The sequence below is a fragment of the Streptomyces sp. NPDC046203 genome (assembly GCF_040646255.1).
Lineage (GTDB): Bacteria > Actinomycetota > Actinomycetes > Streptomycetales > Streptomycetaceae > Streptomyces.
On the sequence record NZ_JBEYZX010000035.1, the window covers coordinates 1 to 16,493 of the forward strand.

At 71.4% G+C, this 16,493-nt stretch carries 15 protein-coding genes; 12 read left to right on the forward strand and 3 right to left on the reverse strand.

Features of this window, described 5'->3' with window-relative positions; translation table 11 throughout:
* The first annotated feature begins 281 nt into the window (after positions 1-281).
* Complete coding sequence (locus ABZ990_RS22645; protein ID WP_361234547.1) at positions 282-1,754, forward strand: FAD-linked oxidase C-terminal domain-containing protein; 1,473 nt, start codon at positions 282-284, stop codon at positions 1,752-1,754.
* Positions 1,755-1,927: 173 nt separating this feature from the next.
* Here ABZ990_RS22645 and ABZ990_RS22650 read toward each other — a convergent pair whose 3' ends face one another.
* Positions 1,928-2,419, reverse strand: coding sequence for an SsgA family sporulation/cell division regulator (locus ABZ990_RS22650; protein ID WP_361234370.1), 492 nt, complete (start codon positions 2,417-2,419; stop codon positions 1,928-1,930).
* Positions 2,420-2,798: 379 nt separating this feature from the next.
* Between ABZ990_RS22650 and ABZ990_RS22655 the strand changes: the two genes are divergently transcribed.
* The 4 genes from ABZ990_RS22655 to ABZ990_RS22670 all read left to right on the forward strand — a co-directional run bounded on the left by ABZ990_RS22655 (position 2,799) and on the right by ABZ990_RS22670 (position 8,644).
* Positions 2,799-4,451, forward strand: coding sequence for an RDD family protein (locus ABZ990_RS22655; RefSeq protein ID WP_361234373.1), 1,653 nt, complete (start codon positions 2,799-2,801; stop codon positions 4,449-4,451).
* A gap of 122 nt (positions 4,452-4,573) precedes the next feature.
* Positions 4,574-5,341 (forward strand): RDD family protein, encoded by a 768-nt coding sequence (locus tag ABZ990_RS22660; protein ID WP_361234375.1) that lies wholly within the window; start codon positions 4,574-4,576, stop codon positions 5,339-5,341.
* A 463-nt stretch (positions 5,342-5,804) separates the two neighbouring features.
* A complete protein-coding gene (locus ABZ990_RS22665; RefSeq protein ID WP_361234378.1) occupies positions 5,805-8,174 on the forward strand; it encodes an immune inhibitor A domain-containing protein in 2,370 nt (789 codons plus the stop codon).
* A 167-nt stretch (positions 8,175-8,341) separates the two neighbouring features.
* Positions 8,342-8,644 carry a hypothetical protein gene (locus tag ABZ990_RS22670; RefSeq protein ID WP_361234381.1) on the forward strand — a complete coding sequence of 101 codons (303 nt, stop codon included), beginning with the start codon at positions 8,342-8,344 and terminating at the stop codon, positions 8,642-8,644.
* Positions 8,645-8,729: 85 nt separating this feature from the next.
* On the opposite strand, the gene ABZ990_RS22675 is transcribed toward ABZ990_RS22670, so the two are convergent.
* The gene (locus tag ABZ990_RS22675) at positions 8,730-9,320 is read right to left on the reverse strand and encodes an isochorismatase family protein (protein ID WP_361234384.1); all 591 of its coding nucleotides are present in this window, start codon (positions 9,318-9,320) and stop codon (positions 8,730-8,732) included.
* Positions 9,321-9,633: 313 nt separating this feature from the next.
* The gene (locus tag ABZ990_RS22680; protein ID WP_361234550.1) at positions 9,634-10,935 is read right to left on the reverse strand and encodes a nicotinate phosphoribosyltransferase; all 1,302 of its coding nucleotides are present in this window, start codon (positions 10,933-10,935) and stop codon (positions 9,634-9,636) included.
* A 169-nt stretch (positions 10,936-11,104) separates the two neighbouring features.
* Here ABZ990_RS22680 and clpS point away from each other — a divergent pair, with 169 nt between their 5' ends.
* The 7 genes from clpS (at position 11,105) to ABZ990_RS22715 (ending at position 16,475) form a co-directional block, all read left to right on the forward strand.
* A complete protein-coding gene (gene clpS, locus ABZ990_RS22685; protein ID WP_361234386.1) occupies positions 11,105-11,419 on the forward strand; it encodes an ATP-dependent Clp protease adapter ClpS in 315 nt (104 codons plus the stop codon).
* Positions 11,419-12,108: a DUF2017 domain-containing protein gene (locus tag ABZ990_RS22690; RefSeq protein ID WP_361234389.1), complete on the forward strand. Its 690-nt coding sequence runs from the start codon at positions 11,419-11,421 to the stop codon at positions 12,106-12,108. The genes clpS and ABZ990_RS22690 overlap by 1 nt, the downstream gene beginning before the upstream one ends.
* A gap of 567 nt (positions 12,109-12,675) precedes the next feature.
* On the forward strand, positions 12,676-14,106 hold the full coding sequence (locus ABZ990_RS22695) for an amino acid permease (protein ID WP_361234392.1): 1,431 nt from the start codon (positions 12,676-12,678) through the stop codon (positions 14,104-14,106).
* Between the two features lie 117 nt (positions 14,107-14,223).
* The gene (locus tag ABZ990_RS22700; RefSeq protein WP_361234395.1) at positions 14,224-14,649 is read left to right on the forward strand and encodes a M67 family metallopeptidase; all 426 of its coding nucleotides are present in this window, start codon (positions 14,224-14,226) and stop codon (positions 14,647-14,649) included.
* Positions 14,650-14,874: 225 nt separating this feature from the next.
* Positions 14,875-14,994 (forward strand): putative leader peptide, encoded by a 120-nt coding sequence (locus ABZ990_RS22705; RefSeq protein WP_361234398.1) that lies wholly within the window; start codon positions 14,875-14,877, stop codon positions 14,992-14,994.
* 237 nt (positions 14,995-15,231) lie between these two features.
* Positions 15,232-15,510, forward strand: coding sequence for a MoaD/ThiS family protein (locus ABZ990_RS22710; protein WP_361234400.1), 279 nt, complete (start codon positions 15,232-15,234; stop codon positions 15,508-15,510).
* 14 nt (positions 15,511-15,524) lie between these two features.
* Positions 15,525-16,475, forward strand: a complete 951-nt coding sequence (locus ABZ990_RS22715; RefSeq protein WP_361234403.1) for a cysteine synthase — start codon at positions 15,525-15,527, stop codon at positions 16,473-16,475.
* The last annotated feature ends 18 nt before the right edge of the window (positions 16,476-16,493 follow it).

Below are 16,493 nucleotides of genomic sequence, written 5' to 3' on the forward strand. Positions count from 1 at the left end.
CCCGGGTGGCGGCCAAGTTCGACACGGCCAAGGACGTGTTCACGTACGAGGAGCTGGACGCTCTGCTCACCCCGCACTACGCGGGCCGGCCGGCCAGCTCGGGCACGTACACCAGCGCCGCCGCCGCGAGCACCGCGCCCACGCCCGAGGCGAGGACCGTCCGCGACACGTTCTCGGGTCTCATGGCGCTCACTGTGCAGCCGCCCGCCGCCGGGCGAGGAGCGCGCCGAGGGCCGTTCCGGCGGGTTCACACCGATGGCCCCGAGTGCCAGGCTGGAGACATGGACGATCTTCACAAGGCTCTTTCCGGCGATGAATCCGACGCCCGTCACGACGACCCCCGGCCCGAGGGGCCCGAGGGGGCCGCCGGGGAGCCCGGCGCGCGGCCGGAGGAACTCCACGCGCGGCTGCGCGCCGGACTCCCCGCCGAAGCCGTGCTCACCGACCCCGACGTCATGGCCTCCTACGCCCATGACATGGCGAGCTTCTGCACGGCCGGCGCCCCCGCTGCCGTCGTGCTCCCGCGCACCGTCGAACAGGTCCAGCACGTCCTGCGCACCGCGACCGCGCTCCGTGTCCCCGTCGTCCCCCAGGGTGCCCGCACCGGCCTGTCCGGCGCCGCCAACGCCTCCGACGGCTGCATCGTGCTGTCTTTGGTCAAGATGGACCGGATCCTGGAGATCGACCCCGTCGACCGGATCGCCGTCGTCGAACCCGGTGTGATCAACGCCGTGCTGTCCCGCGCCGTCGCCGAACACGGCCTGTACTACCCGCCGGACCCCTCCAGCTGGGAGATGTGCACGATCGGCGGCAACATCGGCACCGCGTCCGGCGGCCTGTGCTGTGTGAAGTACGGGGTGACCGCCGAGTACGTCCTCGGTCTCGACGTCGTCCTCGCCGACGGGCGGCTGCTGCGCACCGGCCGCCGCACCGCGAAGGGCGTCGCCGGATACGACCTGACCCGGCTTTTCGTCGGTTCCGAGGGCAGCCTCGGCATCGTCGTCGGGGCGGTCCTCGCGCTCAAGCCGCAGCCGCCCGCGCAGCTCGCGCTCGCGGCCGAGTTCCCGTCGGCGGAGGCGGCCTGCGAGGCCGTCTGCGCCATCATGGAGCGGGGCCACACCCCGTCCCTCCTCGAACTGATGGACGGCACCACCGTCCGGGCCGTCAACCGGCTCGCGCACATGGGTCTGCCCGACACCACCGAGGCGCTGCTGCTGTGCGCCTTCGACACCCTGGACCCGGCCGCCGATCTGGCCGCGGTGGGGGAGCTGTGCCGGGCCGCCGGGGCGACCGAGGTCGTCCCCGCCGAGGACGCGGCCGAGTCCGAACTCCTGCTCCAGGCCCGCCGGCTCTCGCTCAACGCGCTGGAGACCATCAAGCCCGCCACGATGATCGACGACGTCTGCGTGCCGCGCACCAAGCTCGCCGCGATGCTCACCGGCACGGACGCGATCGCCGCGAAGTACGGGCTGACCATCGGCGTCTGCGCGCACGCGGGCGACGGCAACACCCACCCGGTCGTCTGCTTCGACCCCGCCGACGAGGACGAGTCGCGGCGGGCGCGGGAGTCCTTCGACGAGATCATGGCGCTCGGACTCGCGCTGGGCGGCACGATCACCGGCGAGCACGGAGTCGGCGTGCTGAAGAAGGAGTGGCTGGCGCGCGAACTCGGGCCGGTGGGGCTCGAACTCCAGCGCGGCATCAAGCGCACCTTCGACCCGCTGGGCCTGCTGAACCCGGGCAAGCTCTTCTGACGTACCTCGGTCCGGTGCCGTGCCCGGGACCGGGGTGACAGTCGCACCCGCATCCGTATCCGCACCCGTTCCCGGTGCCGGCCGTACGCGCGGGTGGGCGGTTCCGGGAGCCCGAGCGGTCCGGGCGGGCAGGGCAGGCGGATACGCGCCGGCGCGTCGCACCGGTCGGCGCCTCACCGGTCGTCCTCGGCGGACTCGTCCGACCCCCACGGGTCGCGCGGCCACAGGTCGTCCGCCACGACCGTGGTCGCGAGCAGTTCGGCGAGCCCGTCGTCGATGCCGAGCCGGTCGCCCTCGGTGCCCGGCGGGACGGCGCGCAGGGTCCGCTCCAGCCAGGCGGACACCTGCGCGGACGGGGCCTCCAGAAGGGCGTCGCCGTCGGGGGAGGACAGGGCCATCAGGATGACGTTGCGGCCGTCGACCTTGGTCGGCCAGATCCGGACGTCACCGTGGCCGCAGGGCCGGAACACGCCCTCGACGAGGAGTTCGCGGGCGAAGGTCCAGTCGACCGGGTACTCGGAGCCGACGTGGAACTCGATGTGGATCGCGTACGGGTCGCCGGTCAGATAGGCGAGCCGGGCGGGGACGGGGACGGAGCACTCGGGCGACAGGACGAGCTGCATCTCCAGCTCGCGCTCGACCACGGTGTTGTCGGTGTTCTGCATGATGGTTTCGCCTCTCTCCCGCGCGGCCCGCGGCGGGCCGTCACCAGGAGAGAGCGGGGTCGGTCCGGACTATGACGCGACTTCGGAGAAGTTTCCGAAGAAATTTTTCCGGGCCTCCGAGGACGGGGGCGGACCGGGCGCGCGATGAGGGCAGGACGGGGGTGGACCGGGCGTCCCCGTCGTCGGCCGGGACCAGACCGACCAACGGACAGCCACAGGCCCGAGTATCACTCTGCGTCACATTTTCTTGATGGCATCCCCCGGAAGCGGGCTTTCTGGCGGGCTCCATGTCCCCACGGGGGCGTTCTTCGTTACTGTCCTCCCTGGGGCGCGGGCGCCCGCGCGGATCAAGACCTTGTGACTGAACGGAGTCGGGGCAGTGGCTACTCCACCTGGAGGCGGCGGGGACGTACCGCAGGCGGGCTACTACCCCGACCCGTCCATTCCCGGGTACATCCGCTACTGGAACGGGGGCGCGTGGGTCCCCGGGACGAGCCGGCCGGCTCCCCAGGAGGGCGAGACCCCGCCGGCCCCGCCGGTCCCCGGCACGCCGATGCCCGGCCCGGCCGCTCCCGCGGAGGCGGAGGCTCCCGCGACCCCGGTGGTTCCCGCCGTCCCGGTGGCCCCGACGGTCCCGGCTGCCTCTGCGGTCCCCCCAGTGCCCATGGTCGAGGAGACCGGCCCGCTCTTCTTCGACGAGGACCCGGAACCCGCCTCCTCCTGGCAGGCCACCACCTCCGGCCAGACCGGCTTCGGCGGCGAGATGGACCAGAAGGTGTCCTGGGGCCACACCGGCGGCGCCGACCCGCGCGCGGCGGCGTCCCCCGCCTGGCCCGCGTCCGGCGGCCACGCCGAGCCGCCCGCGTCGGCGTCCGTACCGGCGCCCGCGCCCGCCCCCACGCCCGTTCCCGCCCAGGCCCAGGCCCCGTTGCCGATGCCGTCGCCCGAGACCGTACGCGACCAGGCCACCACCACCCTGAAGGCCACCGGCGCACCCGCGGCCTACGGCGCCCGGCCCGCCGCTCCTCAGGCGGCGGCACCCGCCGCACCCCATGTGCCGCAACCGCCCCAGATGCCTCAGGCACCCCACGCGTCCCACGCGCCTTCCTGGCCCGTCGCCGAAGCCGCCCCGGCCAACCCGGCCGCAGCCGCTTCCGACCCCGCGCGCGGTACGGGCACAGTGCCGCCCCAGGGCGGCCGCCCGGTGGCCGGCGCGCAGGACCGGCCCGCCGCTACGGCCCCGGCCCCCGTCCGCCAGGAGGCCGCCGCGGCCCCCGCCCCGGCCTGGCCCGAGGACCGCCGGACCGCCGTGCCCGGACCGGCCGGCCCGCTCGGACCGCTCGGCGCCGGCGGAGCCGTCAACTCCGCGCCCGCGCCCTCACCCTGGGCCCAGCAGTCCTCCCCGCCCCCTCAGCAGACGCGGCCCGCGCAGCCCGCACCCGTGGCCCAGCCGGCGCGGCCCGCCCCGGACGCCGGGCAGCCGCCCGTCACCCCCTGGAAGCCGCCGGTCGAGGACCCGTTCCTGGCGGCGATGCGCGACCAGACCGCCGCCCGGCCCGCCGGTCTTGGCCGTCGGCTGCTGGCCCGGATCATCGACGGCGTGGTCGTCGGCGCGGTCCTCGGGGCCGTCGCCTACCCGCTGGGCAGCGCCGCCCTCGCCCATATCGACGACAAGATCGAGGCGGCCCGTCAGTCCGGTGTCACCGTGCAGGTCTGGCTCGTCGACTCCACGACCGCCGGGCAGTTCGGCGTCATCCTCGCGGCCTTCCTCCTCCTCGGTGTGCTCTACGAGGTGCTGCCCACCGCCAAGTGGGGCCGCACGCTCGGCAAGAAGCTGTGCGGGATCCAGGTCCGGGACATCGAGGCGCACGAACCGCCCACGTTCGGCACGGCCCTGCGCCGCTGGCTGGTCTACAGAGTGCTCGGGCTGCTCCTGATCGGGGTGGTCAACGTGCTCTGGTGTCTGTTCGACCGGCCGTGGCGGCAGTGCTGGCACGACAAGGCCGCCCGTACGTTCGTCGCCGCCGGATAGCCACCGGCGGTCAGGGCCTCGTCGGCCGGGCAAGGGCCCGTTCACCGGGGTGTCACCCGGGGGGTCACCCGGACGGGGGCCGATTCGTTGCGGGGCCCGGGGGCGCGGGATGCACTGCCCCCATGAGCAACGATCAGCCGCCGCCTCCGGGACCGCCCCCGGAGGACGACCCCTTCGGCAAGAAGCCCCCGGGCCCGCCCCCCGGCGAACCCCCGCCCTCGGGACCTCCCTTCGGCGGCCCGCCCCCCGGCGGACCTCCACCGGGCGGCCCGCCCCCCGGCGGACCTCCACCGGGCGGGCCTCCTCCCGAAGGGCCATCTTCAGGCAACCCGTACGACAGGCATATGCCACCCCCGCCGCCGTACGGCGATCCCGGGGGCTACGGCGGTTTCGGCGCCGATCCCCTCGCCGGGATGCCGCCGCTCGGTGATCCGGTGCGCCGGATCGCGGCCCGCGTCCTCGACTGGCTGATCGTCGCCATCCCGCTCGCCCTCATCGGCATCCCGTTCCACATCTACGAGCGGATCACCGAGAACGACGACTGGAACAACACGGTCAACAGCCTCAACGGCGGCAGCCAGTTGATCTTCCAGCTGATCACGATCGTCGCGTACGTCGGCTACGACACGGTCATGGTCGCGCGCAACGGCCAGACCCTCGGCAAGAAGTGGCTGAAGCTGCGGGTCGCGATGCTCAACGACGGTTCCACACCGCCGATGAACGCCTCCCTCGTCCGCGCGTTCGTGCTCTGGCTGCCCGCGCTGATCTGCTGCGCCTGCCTGTGGCCGCTGCTCATCCTGATCCTGATCCTGCTGGACAAGCCGTACAAGCAGGGCTTGCACGACAAGGCGGCCAAGACGGTCGTGGTGACCGTTCCCGAGCGGCGGTGACGTGGCGGCCGTCCCGCAAGACCCGAACCGTCCACCGTCCACCGCCCACCGTCCACCGCCCACCGCCCACCGCCCACCGCCCAGCGCCCATCGCCCATCACCCATCACCCACCGCCCGGTGTCCGGCGCACGGGGCTCCGGGCCGCAGTCGGAGCCCCGCCGCCGGAGCCCCGTGCGCCGTACGACAGACACGACTGGCATATGCCATCCCGCGTACTCCCCGGTGCGTCCGCACCACCCGCCCGTACCCCCTCCGGGCATCCATCTGGGGGTCCGTCAGAGGCTCAGGAGAGTCCGACTATTGAAGAATCGGTCCTGCATAGTGCACTTGGCCTGTCCAAGTCAAGATCTGGTTTTTCTTCGTCAACTCCGGTCGAATGTCGTCACTTGTGACGCGCACAACCGCCTGGGCGGACACCCCACCGATTCCGCCGGGTGAGCGCGCCGGGGAGGACGAAAACAAGTGACCAACAGACGACGGACGATCATGGCGTCCACTGTCGTCGTGGCGCTCGCGGCCACGGCCGCCACCGCCTCGACCTTCGGGACGGCGTGGGCCGCCGGGGCCGACGACACGCCGGCGGCCGTGGCCGCCCACCGGGCCCAGGCCGTCGACAAGACGACGGTCGACCACAACCTCGACGGTCCGTTCAGCAAGAAGCAGGACCAGCAGCGCAAGGCCGCTGTCGACGCCGTGCTCAAGGGCAAGGCCAAGGTCGAGAAGCGCAACGGCTCCGACGTGGTCAAGCTCAGCAACAAGAAGTACGTCGAGCTGGGCCGCGAGAAGACCGACAAGATCTTCACCATCCTCGTCGAGTTCGGCGACGAGGTGGACCCGAAGTACGGCGGCGAGCCCGGCCCGCTGCACAACTCCATACCCAAGCCGGACCGCAAGGTCGACAACTCGACCGCCTGGAAGGCCGACTACAACCAGGCCCACTTCCAGGACCTGTACTTCGGCACCGGCAAGGAGAAGGGGCAGCCCAAGCAGTCGCTGAAGACCTTCTACGAGCAGACCTCGTCCGGCCGCTACTCGGTCGACGGCACGGTCACCGACTGGGTGAAGGTCCGCTACAACGAGGCCCGTTACGGCTCGAACTACTGCGGCCAGTCCAACTGCATCAACGTCTGGGACACGGTCCGCGACGGCGTCAACGCCTGGGTCGCCGACCAGAAGGCACAGGGCAAGTCCGACGCGGACATCAAGTCGGTCCTGGCTTCCTACGACCAGTGGGACCGCTACGACTACGACAACGACGGCGACTTCAACGAGCCCGACGGCTACATCGACCACTTCCAGATCGTCCACGCGGGCGAGGACGAGTCGGCCGGCGGCGGCGCGCAGGGCGGCGACGCGCTGTGGGCGCACCGCTGGTACGCCTACGGCACCGACAACGGCAAGACCGGCCCGTCGTACAACAAGGCCGGCGGTACGCCGATCGGTGACACCGGCCTCTGGGTCGGCGACTACACGATGCAGCCGGAGAACGGCGGCCTCGGCGTCTTCGCGCACGAGTACGGTCACGACCTCGGTCTGCCGGACCACTACGACACCTCCGGTGGCGAGAACTCGACCGGCTTCTGGACCCTCATGTCCTCCGGTTCGTGGCTCGGCGCCGGCAAGGACTCGATCGGCGACACGCCCGGCGACATGAGCGCCTGGGACAAGCTGCAGCTCGGCTGGCTGGACTACGACAAGGTCAGCGACGCGCAGCGCGCCACCAAGACCACCCACAAGCTGGGCGTGTCGGAGTACAACACCAAGCTTCCGCAGGCGCTCGTCGTCGAGCTGCCGAAGGAGCACGTCACCACCGATGTCGTCGCCCCCGCCGAGGGTGCGAACCAGTGGTGGAGCGACATGGGTGACGACCTCAAGAACACCCTGACCCGCCCGGTCGACCTCACCGGCAAGTCCTCCGCCTCCCTGGACCTCCAGGGCTGGTGGGACATCGAGCAGGACTACGACTTCCTCTACACGGAGGTCTCCACCGACGGCGGCGCCAACTGGACCGCCCTCGACGGCACCGCCGACGGCCAGCCGCTGCCGAAGGACGCCTCCGGCGCCTCCGCGCTGACCGGTGAGTCCGGCACGCACAAGAAGCTCTCGTTCGACCTGAGCGCCTACGCGGGCAAGAAGTTCGACCTCCGCTTCCGCTACCAGACGGACGGCGGCGCGGGCGGCAAGGGCTTCACCGCCGACGCCATCACGCTGACCGCCGACGGTGCGCCGATCTTCTCGGACAACGCCGAGAACGGTGACAACGGCTGGGTCTCCAACGGCTTCTCGCGCGTCGGTGCCTCGTTCTCCAAGGACTACGAGCAGTACTACATCGCCGAGAACCGCCAGTACGTCTCGTACGACAAGACCCTCGAGGTCGGCCCGTACAACTTCGGCTTCACCGGCGACAAGGCGAGCTGGGTCGAGCACTACGCGTACCAGAACGGTCTGCTGATCTGGAAGTGGGACCTGTCCCAGAAGGACAACAACACCTCCCAGCACCCGGGCCAGGGCCGCGTCCTGCCGATCGACTCGCACCCGACGCCGCTGCGCTGGAACGACGGCACCCTGATGCGCGGTCGCATCCAGGCGTACGACTCGCCGTTCACCCTCGCCAAGACGGACGGCATGGTCCTGCACAAGCTGGGCCAGGCCACCACGGTCCCGTCGCTCCCGGGCAACCCGGTCTTCGACGACCACACGGGCACCTACTGGACCGCTCAGGACCCGCGGTCCGGCGTCAAGACCACTGACACCAATACCAAGATCCAGGTGGTCAAGGAGCAGCCCAACGCCGGAACGGTCACCGTCGAGGTCGGCCCGTCCGTGAAGTAATCCGTGACGTGACGGCGAAAGCCTGAGCATCACCGCAGGTCAGAGCATGATCGGCCGTCGCCCCCTAGCGGGCGGCGGCCGATCGTGTTTAGGTGCGTCGTACGGCCTGAGCCGACCTCGGGCCGTCTGTTGTTATTGACAGTCGTTCCACGGGGGAGTGGTTCCGCATGTCCACAGGAGGCTTCTGCCGCCTGCCCGGAGGCAGTGTCGTCGTCGCCATAGGGCTGCCCAGCCCGGCCGGCGACGGCTCCACCGTCCGCTTCCTGGTGCACGCCGCGAACCGCGCCCGCGCCCTGACCCGGCTGCGCAACCTCGGACTGCGCTCCGTTTATCTGCGCGGCAACACCGAGCCGCCCACGCCCGACGAGATCACGGCGGTGCTGCACCACCCGGACGGGCTGCTGTGGCGGATCACCGCGCAGGAGCTGTGGCACTCCATACGGATGCTGCCGAAGGCGCCGGTGGGCTGAGGGGACGGGGGCGAGGGGCCGCGAGGCTCCGAGGCTCCGGTTCTCGCCGGCGGTCGTCTGCGCGTCCGGTCGTACGGTCGTACGGTTACGCGACGACGGGGCTGCCGGTCAGCTCCACGCCCGCCGCGCGCAGCTCCTCCAGGGCCCGGTCCGTGGTCTCCCGCGCGACGCCCGCCGTCAGATCGAGCAGGACCCGGGTGCGAAAGCCCTCGCGGACCGCGTCCAGGGCGGTCGCGCGCACACAGTGGTCGGTGGCGATGCCGACGACGTCGACCTCGGCGATGTCCCGGGCGCGCAGCCACTCGGCGAGCGTGCTGCCGTTCTCGTCGCGCCCCTCGAATCCGCTGTACGCGGCCTCGTAGGCGCCCTTGTCGAAGACCGCGTCGATCGCGCCGCCCGCGACGGCGGGCGCGAAGTTCGGGTGGAAGCCGACGCCCTCGGTGCCGGCCACGCAGTGGTCGGGCCAGGAGGCGACGTAGTCCGGGTGCGCGGAGAAGTGGTCGCCCGGGGCGACATGGTGGTCACGGGTGGCGACGACGTGTCTGTACGCGGACCCGGCCGTCTCGCCGACCAGTTCGGTGACGGCGGCCGCGACATCGCCACCGCCCGTCACCGCGAGGCTGCCGCCCTCGCAGAAGTCGTTCTGAACGTCCACAACGATCAAAGCGCGGTGCATGGCGGGTGTCCTTAGCGGTGTGGGGGAGGGGAGGGCGGGGCCGAAGGCGGGAATGCGAAGCCAGGGGCCGAAGCCGGAGGTCGGCGGCCGGTTCCGAGCCTAGGTACTTCCCCCGCCCGGCGGGAGGGGGAGGGCACCCCGGATCGGCCGGCACGGGACTGCGCGGGGCGGACAGAGCGGGTGGGGCGGAGGAGGGCCGGTGTGCCGGAGGGCCGCCCGGTTCAGGGGCCGCCCGGTTCACACCTCGCGCGCCTCGCCCGGACGTACGCCCTCGTCCGTCCGTACGTCCTCCGCCGCCCCGCCCCCGCCTCCGTCAGACGTACTCCGTCGGCAGCACCGGCTCGCCCCGCGACAGCTGGATCGCCGACATCGGCAGCCCCGCGCGGACCGCGATGTGCCGGGCGCGGGCCGTCTCCAGGGGCTCGCGGGCCACCACGTCACCCGCCTTGACCAGCGGAACCAGCAGCTGCCGGTCGACCAGCTCGGGCGGCACCGGACCGGTGCCGATCACCTCGGCCTCGGCGATCCCGTCGCCGTCCACCCGGCGGGCGGCCCACTTGCGCCCGCCCACGGACACCTTGCCGCCCACGGACTTCTTGGCGACCGGTGTCAGCGGCGCCCTCGGGTCCGCCGACGCGGCCCGCGCGACCAGCTTGTAGACCATCGAGCAGGTCGGGTGCCCGCTGCCGGTGACGAGCTGGGTGCCCACCCCGTACGCGTCGACCGGCGCGGCGGCCAGCGAGGCGATGGCGTACTCGTCGAGGTCGGAGGTGACCACGATCCGGGTGTCGTGCGCGCCCAGCTCGTTCAGCTGCGCCCGGACCCGGTGGGCGACGAGCAGCAGATCGCCGGAGTCGACGCGGACGGCGCCGAGGCCGGTGCCCGCCACCTCGACGGCGGTGCGGACGGCCTCGGCCACGTCGTAGGTGTCGACGAGCAGGGTGGTGCCGGAGCCCAGCGAGTCGACCTGGGCCCGGAAGGCGTCGCGCTCGGTGTCGTGCAGCAGGGTGAAGGCGTGGGCGGAGGTGCCGACGGTCGGGATGCCGTAGCGGAAGCCCGCCGCGAGGTCGGAGGTGGAGTCGAAGCCGCCCACGAACGCGGCGCGGGCGCAGGCGACGGCGCCGAGCTCGTGGGTGCGCCGGGCGCCCATCTCGATGAGCCGGCGCCCGCCGGCGGCGGCCGACATACGGGACGCGGCGGCGGCGATGGCCGAGTCGTGGTTGAGGATGGAGAGGATCACCGTCTCCAGGAGCACGCACTCCGCGAAGGTGCCCTCCACGCGCAGCACGGGCGAGCCGGGGAAGTACACCTCGCCCTCGGGGTAGCCCCAGATGTCGCCGGAGAAGCGGTAGCCGGCCAGCCACTGGAGGGTCGGCTCGTCGACGATCCCGCGCTCGCGCAGGAAGCCGATCACGTCGGCGTCGAAGCGGAAGTTCTCGACGGCGTCGAGGACGCGTCCGACTCCGGCGAGCACCCCGTAGCGCCGCCCCTCGGGCAGTCGGCGGGTGAAGACCTCGAAGACGGACCGGCGGTCCGCGGTGCCGGCCCGGAGGGCGGCCTGGAGCATGGTCAGCTCGTACTGGTCGGTGAAGAGCGCGGTCGACGGGACGTCCACCGGCAGGCCGATGCCGCTCTTCAGCGCGCGCGCGTCGCGCGCTTCGTCGTTTCGCAGCCCAAGGTCCGCAGCGTTCATAGGATGATGCTAGCGCACTATTCGTCATTCTGACGAATAGTGGTGCGGCGCGGGTGACCCGTTTGTGCGACGGGCCGCCGCTAGTGGCAGCATGGGCCACGTGAGCGTCGCGCCTATCGAGATCGAACGTACCCAGTCGGCCGAGGAGGTCTCCGCAGTCGTCGAACCGGACGTGCCGTGGGTGACCCTCGTGCACAACGACCCGGTGAACCTGATGAGCTATGTCACCTACGTCTTCCAGGCGTACTTCGGTTACTCCAAGGACAAGGCGCACAAGCTGATGCTCGACGTGCACAACAAGGGCCGCGCGGTGGTCTCCAGCGGCACCCGCGAGGAGATGGAACGCGACGTGCAGGCCATGCACGGCTACGGCCTGTGGGCGACCCTCTCGCAGGACCGCGGCTGATGGCGGGGCACTTCGAGGCGCGCCCGGGCGGCGGCGCGGCCGTCGCGCTCGACCAGGTCGAGATCTCCATCCTGCGCTCGCTCGCGGTCCAGCTCCTGGAACTGATCGGCCCCGGCGACGAACCCGCCCAGGGCGAGGACCCGCTGGCCGCGCTGTTCGCCGAGGGACCGAGCGAGCCGCCCGCCGACCCGGCGCTGCGCCGGCTCTTCCCCGACGCGTACGGGAACGACACCGACGAACTGCGGCAGGCCGCCGCCGACTTCCGCCGCTTCACCGAGAACGACCTGCGGGCGCGCAAGCGCCAGGACGCGCTCGCCGTGGTCCGCAGCCTCGACGAGCTGTCCTCCTCCGCCTCCTCCGCGTCCGCTGAGTCCGCCGAGTCCGGCGTGTCCGGTGCGTCCGGCGGCGGTGGGGCGACCGCCGTCGACGGCGCCGACGAGGCCGAGGGTCGGGACGGGGGTGAAGGCGGCGGGATCCTCGCACTCGCCCCGGAGGGTTCCCGTGCCTGGCTCGGCACCCTCAACGACCTGCGGCTGACCATCGCCTCCCGGCTGGAGATCACCGAGGACGAGGAGAGCGAGCTGCTGTACCGGCTGCCCGACTCCGACCCGCGCAAGCCGATGGTGATGGCGTACCTCTGGCTCGGCGGTCTCCAGGAGACCCTCGTCGAGACCCTGATGGCTCCCTGAGGGCCCCCTGACGCCCTCCCCTGACGACCCCCTGGTGCCCCTCTGATGGCCTAGGGGGCGTCCGGCGGATCCCGGCCGGGGCCGTGACACCCGGCACGGCACCTGGCCGCGCCGTCGAAATGCCTGAACAGCTCCGCTATGAAGGCATTCCGGCGCCTTGTCGGCTACCGCACCAGACGCCCCGGCCTGTCCGGTCCGTCCGGCCCCGATCCACCGGACGGCCCCCGGCGAGCCCGCCCCCGCCTGGCGCGTTCGCTCAGCGGACGCTCAAATCCGGATAACGAATACGTTATCGAAGTGACCCTGTTTGCCGTGTTGGGTCACTTCTGTCCGCATAGTCATGTGGTGTGGGTCACATGATCGATCGTCGCTCACGGCGACTCCATGTCGACTCCGTGATAGATCTTCACGACCGCCCGGGGACGCCACCCTTGTTCCCGGGGGCGCTTCGGCCGGCTGACCGCCGGTGGCACTCCATCCATATCCGGGGGGATCAGGACCTGGTCCGCGGTACGGCGCACGCGATTGCGCCGCCACGCGGATCAGCATGGAGAAAGGCGCACCACCATGACCTCAGCGCAGGTCGGCACGCAGCACGACGGCCAGGAGGCCGCGGACTCCGCGGCGGGCGAGGGGTACCACCGGGCACTCGGCGCCCGTCAGATCCAGATGATCGCCATCGGCGGCGCCATCGGCACCGGCCTCTTCCTGGGCGCCGGCAAGGGCATCTCCAAGGCCGGACCGAGCCTCATCCTCGCGTACGCGATCGCGGGCCTGGTCATCTTCCTCATCATGCGAGCGCTCGGCGAGCTGCTCATGTACCGTCCCGTCTCCGGCTCCTTCTCCGAGTACGCGCGGGAGTTCATCGGCCCCTTCGCGGGCTTCGTGACCGGCTGGACGTACTGGCTGTTCTGGGTCGTCACCGGCATCACCGAGGTCACCGCCGCGGCCACCTATATGACGTACTGGTGGAACATCCCGCAGTGGCTGTCCGCCCTCGTCTTCACCTTCATCCTCTACGGCGCGAACCTCATCTCCGTGAAGCTCTTCGGCGAGCTGGAGTTCTGGTTCTCCATGGTCAAGGTCACCGCGATCGTCGGCATGATCCTGATCTGCGCCGGCATCCTCACCCTCGGCTTCTCCGACGCCGGCGACACCGCCTCGATGACCCACCTGTGGGACCAGGGCGGCTTCTTCCCGCACGGCATCGGCAGCACCCTCATGACCCTCCAGATGGTCATGTTCGCCTTCCTCGCCGTCGAGCTCGTCGGCGTCACGGCGGGCGAGTCCAAGGACCCGAAGACCGTCCTGCCCAAGGCCATCAACACCGTGCCGTGGCGCATCGCCGTCTTCTACGTCGGCGCGCTGATCATGATCCTCTCGGTCGTCCCGTGGACCGAGTTCCAGCCGGGCGTCTCCCCGTTCGTGCGCTCCTTCGAGAAGATGGGCCTCGGCATCGGCGCGGCCATCGTCAACTTCGTCGTCCTCACGGCCGCGCTCTCGTCCTGCAACTCCGGCATGTACTCCACCGGCCGCATGCTGCGCGACCTCGCGCTCAACGGCCAGGGCCCGGCCGTCTTCACCAAGCTGACGAGGAGCGGCACGCCGCTGATAGGCACCACCGTCTCCGCCGCGCTGATGATGGTCGGCGTCTGGGTCAACTACGAGTGGCCCGGCGACGCCTTCACCTACGTCGTCTCCTTCGCCACCATCTCCGGCATGTGGGCGTGGATCGTCATCCTCTTCTGCCACATCCGCTACCGCCGCAAGGCCGACCAGGGCCTGCTGCCCGAGTCCACCTTCAAGGCCCCGGGCGGCATCTGGGCCAGCGTCGCCTCGCTCTGCTTCATCGGCATGGTGATCGTGATGATGGCCCTCGACAAGGACGCCCGGATCTCGCTCTACTGCGCGCCGCTGTGGGCCCTGCTGCTCCTGGTCTCGTACCTGGTCCTCAAGGCCCGCAACCCCGAGGCCGCCTCCTTCGCCAAGCGGTCGTAGGCGCTCGGGGGCGCTCGGCAGCGCTCGGTCAGGTGCGCTGACCTGGCCATTCTCAGCATGCGGGCCGTTTCGTACCACTCTCCGGTACGGAACGGCCCGTCGGCTTATCCTGTCGGCATGCTGACCATCACCCGGGCCCTGTACGACCAGATCGTGGAACACTCCCGCGCGGACCACCCCGACGAGGCATGCGGCGTGGTCGCGGGACCGGCCGGCACGGGCCGCCCCGAGCGGTTCATCCCCATGCTGAACGCGGCGCGCTCGCCCACCTTCTACGAGTTCGACTCCGCGGACCTGCTGAAGCTCTACCGCGAGATGGACGACCGGGACGAGGAGCCCGTGATCGTCTACCACTCGCACACGGCGACCGAGGCATACCCGTCCCGTACCGACATCAGCTACGCCAACGAGCCCGAGGCCCACTACGTCCTCGTCTCCACCGCCGACGCCGACGACGCGGGCCCCTTCCAGTTCCGCTCCTTCCGGATCGTCGAGGGTGTGGTGACGGAGGAGGACGTCGAGATCGTCGAGACGTACGCCTGACCGGACGCGGGTACGGGCGCGGGTACGGGCGCGGGCGGGGACGCCGGGTGCGTACGTACGACCTGGGCGCGACCCGGACGGGGCCCGGGGCGGGCGGGGCCGCAGTGGTCGCTCCACCCGCCCCCACCAGCCCGATCGCCCGCCCGGTCCGTCAGGCGAACGCGATCAGTCCGCCATGTGAGATCACATTCCGAAACCCGGACCAGGAATCGATACGATGTCCGCATGGTTGCCGACGACGTGAGCGAAAAGACGCCCAGCGCCCCCCTGCTGCTCGTCGCCCGTCTGCACGTCGACCTGTGCCGTCTCGCCAGCGCGATGTGTCCGCCGCGCGCCGCGCTCTGACCGCCGCACGGCGCCCCTGAGCGCCACCACCGCGCCCGACCGGGCCCGATCCGCGAACGGCGCGCCCCCAGGAAGACCCGCAGCACCCCGTACTCCGTACTTCACTCCGTACTTCGCACCCCGGCTCCCGTACCCCGGCACCACGCCCCGCCCCGCGGGAGCCACGCCGCGCGCCCGCCCCGCCGCACGCGACACCCGCCCGCCACCTGCCCCGCTCTCCCGACAGGAGTCCACATCATGGCCATCGAGGTCCGCATCCCGACCATCCTCCGCACCTACACGGACGGCGCCAAGACCGTCGAGGGCAACGGCGACACCCTCGCCCAGCTCTTCGCCGACCTGGAGACCCGCCACGCCGGCATCGAGGCCCGCATCGTCGAGGACGCCAAGCTCCGCCGCTTCGTCAACGTCTACCTCAACGACGAGGACGTCCGTTTCCTCGACGGCATCGACACCAAGCTCTCCGACGGCGACAGCATCACCATCCTGCCGGCCGTCGCCGGCGGCATGGTCTGATCGGACCTATCCCCATGCGTTACGACTCCCCGCTGGCGGCGGTCGGCAACACGCCCCTCGTCCGGCTGCCCCGCCTCTCCCCGTCGGACGACGTCCGCATCTGGGCCAAGCTGGAGGACCGCAACCCCACCGGCTCGGTCAAGGACCGCCCCGCGCTCCACATGATCGAACAGGCCGAGAAGGACGGCCGGCTCACCCCCGGCTGCACCATCCTCGAACCCACCAGCGGCAACACCGGCATCTCGCTCGCCATGGCGGCCAAGCTCAAGGGCTACCGCATCGTCTGCGTCATGCCGGAGAACACCAGCGAGGAGCGCCGCCAGCTGCTCGCCATGTGGGGAGCCGAGATCGTCTCGTCCCCCGCGGCCGGCGGCTCCAACACCGCCGTCCGCGTCGCCAAGGAACTCGCGGCGGAGCACCCGGACTGGGTGATGCTCTACCAGTACGGCAACCCCGACAACGCGGGCGCCCACTACGCCACCACCGGCCCCGAGATCCTCGCCGACCTGCCCTCCATCACCCACTTCGTCGCGGGCCTCGGCACCACCGGCACCCTCATGGGCGTCGGCCGCTACCTGCGCGAGCACAAGCCCGACATCAAGATCGTCGCCGCCGAACCGCGCTACGACGACCTCGTCTACGGGCTGCGCAACCTCGACGAGGGCTTCGTCCCCGAGCTGTACGACGCCTCCGTCCTCACCACCCGCTTCTCCGTCGGCTCGGCCGACGCCGTCACCCGCACCCGCGAACTCCTCCAGCAGGAGGGCATCTTCGCCGGCGTCTCCACCGGCGCGGCCCTGCACGCCGCCATCGGCGTCGGCCGGAAGGCGGTCAAGGCCGGCGAGAGCGCCGACATCGTCTTCGTCGTCGCCGACGGCGGCTGGAAGTACCTGTCGACCGGCGTCTACACCGCCGCCACGACGGAAGAGGCGATCGCCACCATGCGGGACCAGCTCTGGGCCTGAGCCCGGAGGGCGGGACGG

Coding starts and splice junctions, on each gene's coding strand:
- ABZ990_RS22645 (WP_361234547.1), top strand. CDS start 282: ATGGACGATCTTCACAAGGCTCTTTCCGGCGATGAATCCGACGCCCGT.
- ABZ990_RS22650 (WP_361234370.1), bottom strand. CDS start 2,419: ATGCAGAACACCGACAACACCGTGGTCGAGCGCGAGCTGGAGATGCAG.
- ABZ990_RS22660 (WP_361234375.1), top strand. CDS start 4,574: ATGAGCAACGATCAGCCGCCGCCTCCGGGACCGCCCCCGGAGGACGAC.
- ABZ990_RS22670 (WP_361234381.1), top strand. CDS start 8,342: ATGTCCACAGGAGGCTTCTGCCGCCTGCCCGGAGGCAGTGTCGTCGTC.
- ABZ990_RS22675 (WP_361234384.1), bottom strand. CDS start 9,320: ATGCACCGCGCTTTGATCGTTGTGGACGTTCAGAACGACTTCTGCGAG.
- clpS (WP_361234386.1), top strand. CDS start 11,105: ATGGGCCACGTGAGCGTCGCGCCTATCGAGATCGAACGTACCCAGTCG.
- ABZ990_RS22690 (WP_361234389.1), top strand. CDS start 11,419: ATGGCGGGGCACTTCGAGGCGCGCCCGGGCGGCGGCGCGGCCGTCGCG.
- ABZ990_RS22695 (WP_361234392.1), top strand. CDS start 12,676: ATGACCTCAGCGCAGGTCGGCACGCAGCACGACGGCCAGGAGGCCGCG.
- ABZ990_RS22700 (WP_361234395.1), top strand. CDS start 14,224: ATGCTGACCATCACCCGGGCCCTGTACGACCAGATCGTGGAACACTCC.
- ABZ990_RS22705 (WP_361234398.1), top strand. CDS start 14,875: ATGGTTGCCGACGACGTGAGCGAAAAGACGCCCAGCGCCCCCCTGCTG.
- ABZ990_RS22710 (WP_361234400.1), top strand. CDS start 15,232: ATGGCCATCGAGGTCCGCATCCCGACCATCCTCCGCACCTACACGGAC.
- ABZ990_RS22715 (WP_361234403.1), top strand. CDS start 15,525: ATGCGTTACGACTCCCCGCTGGCGGCGGTCGGCAACACGCCCCTCGTC.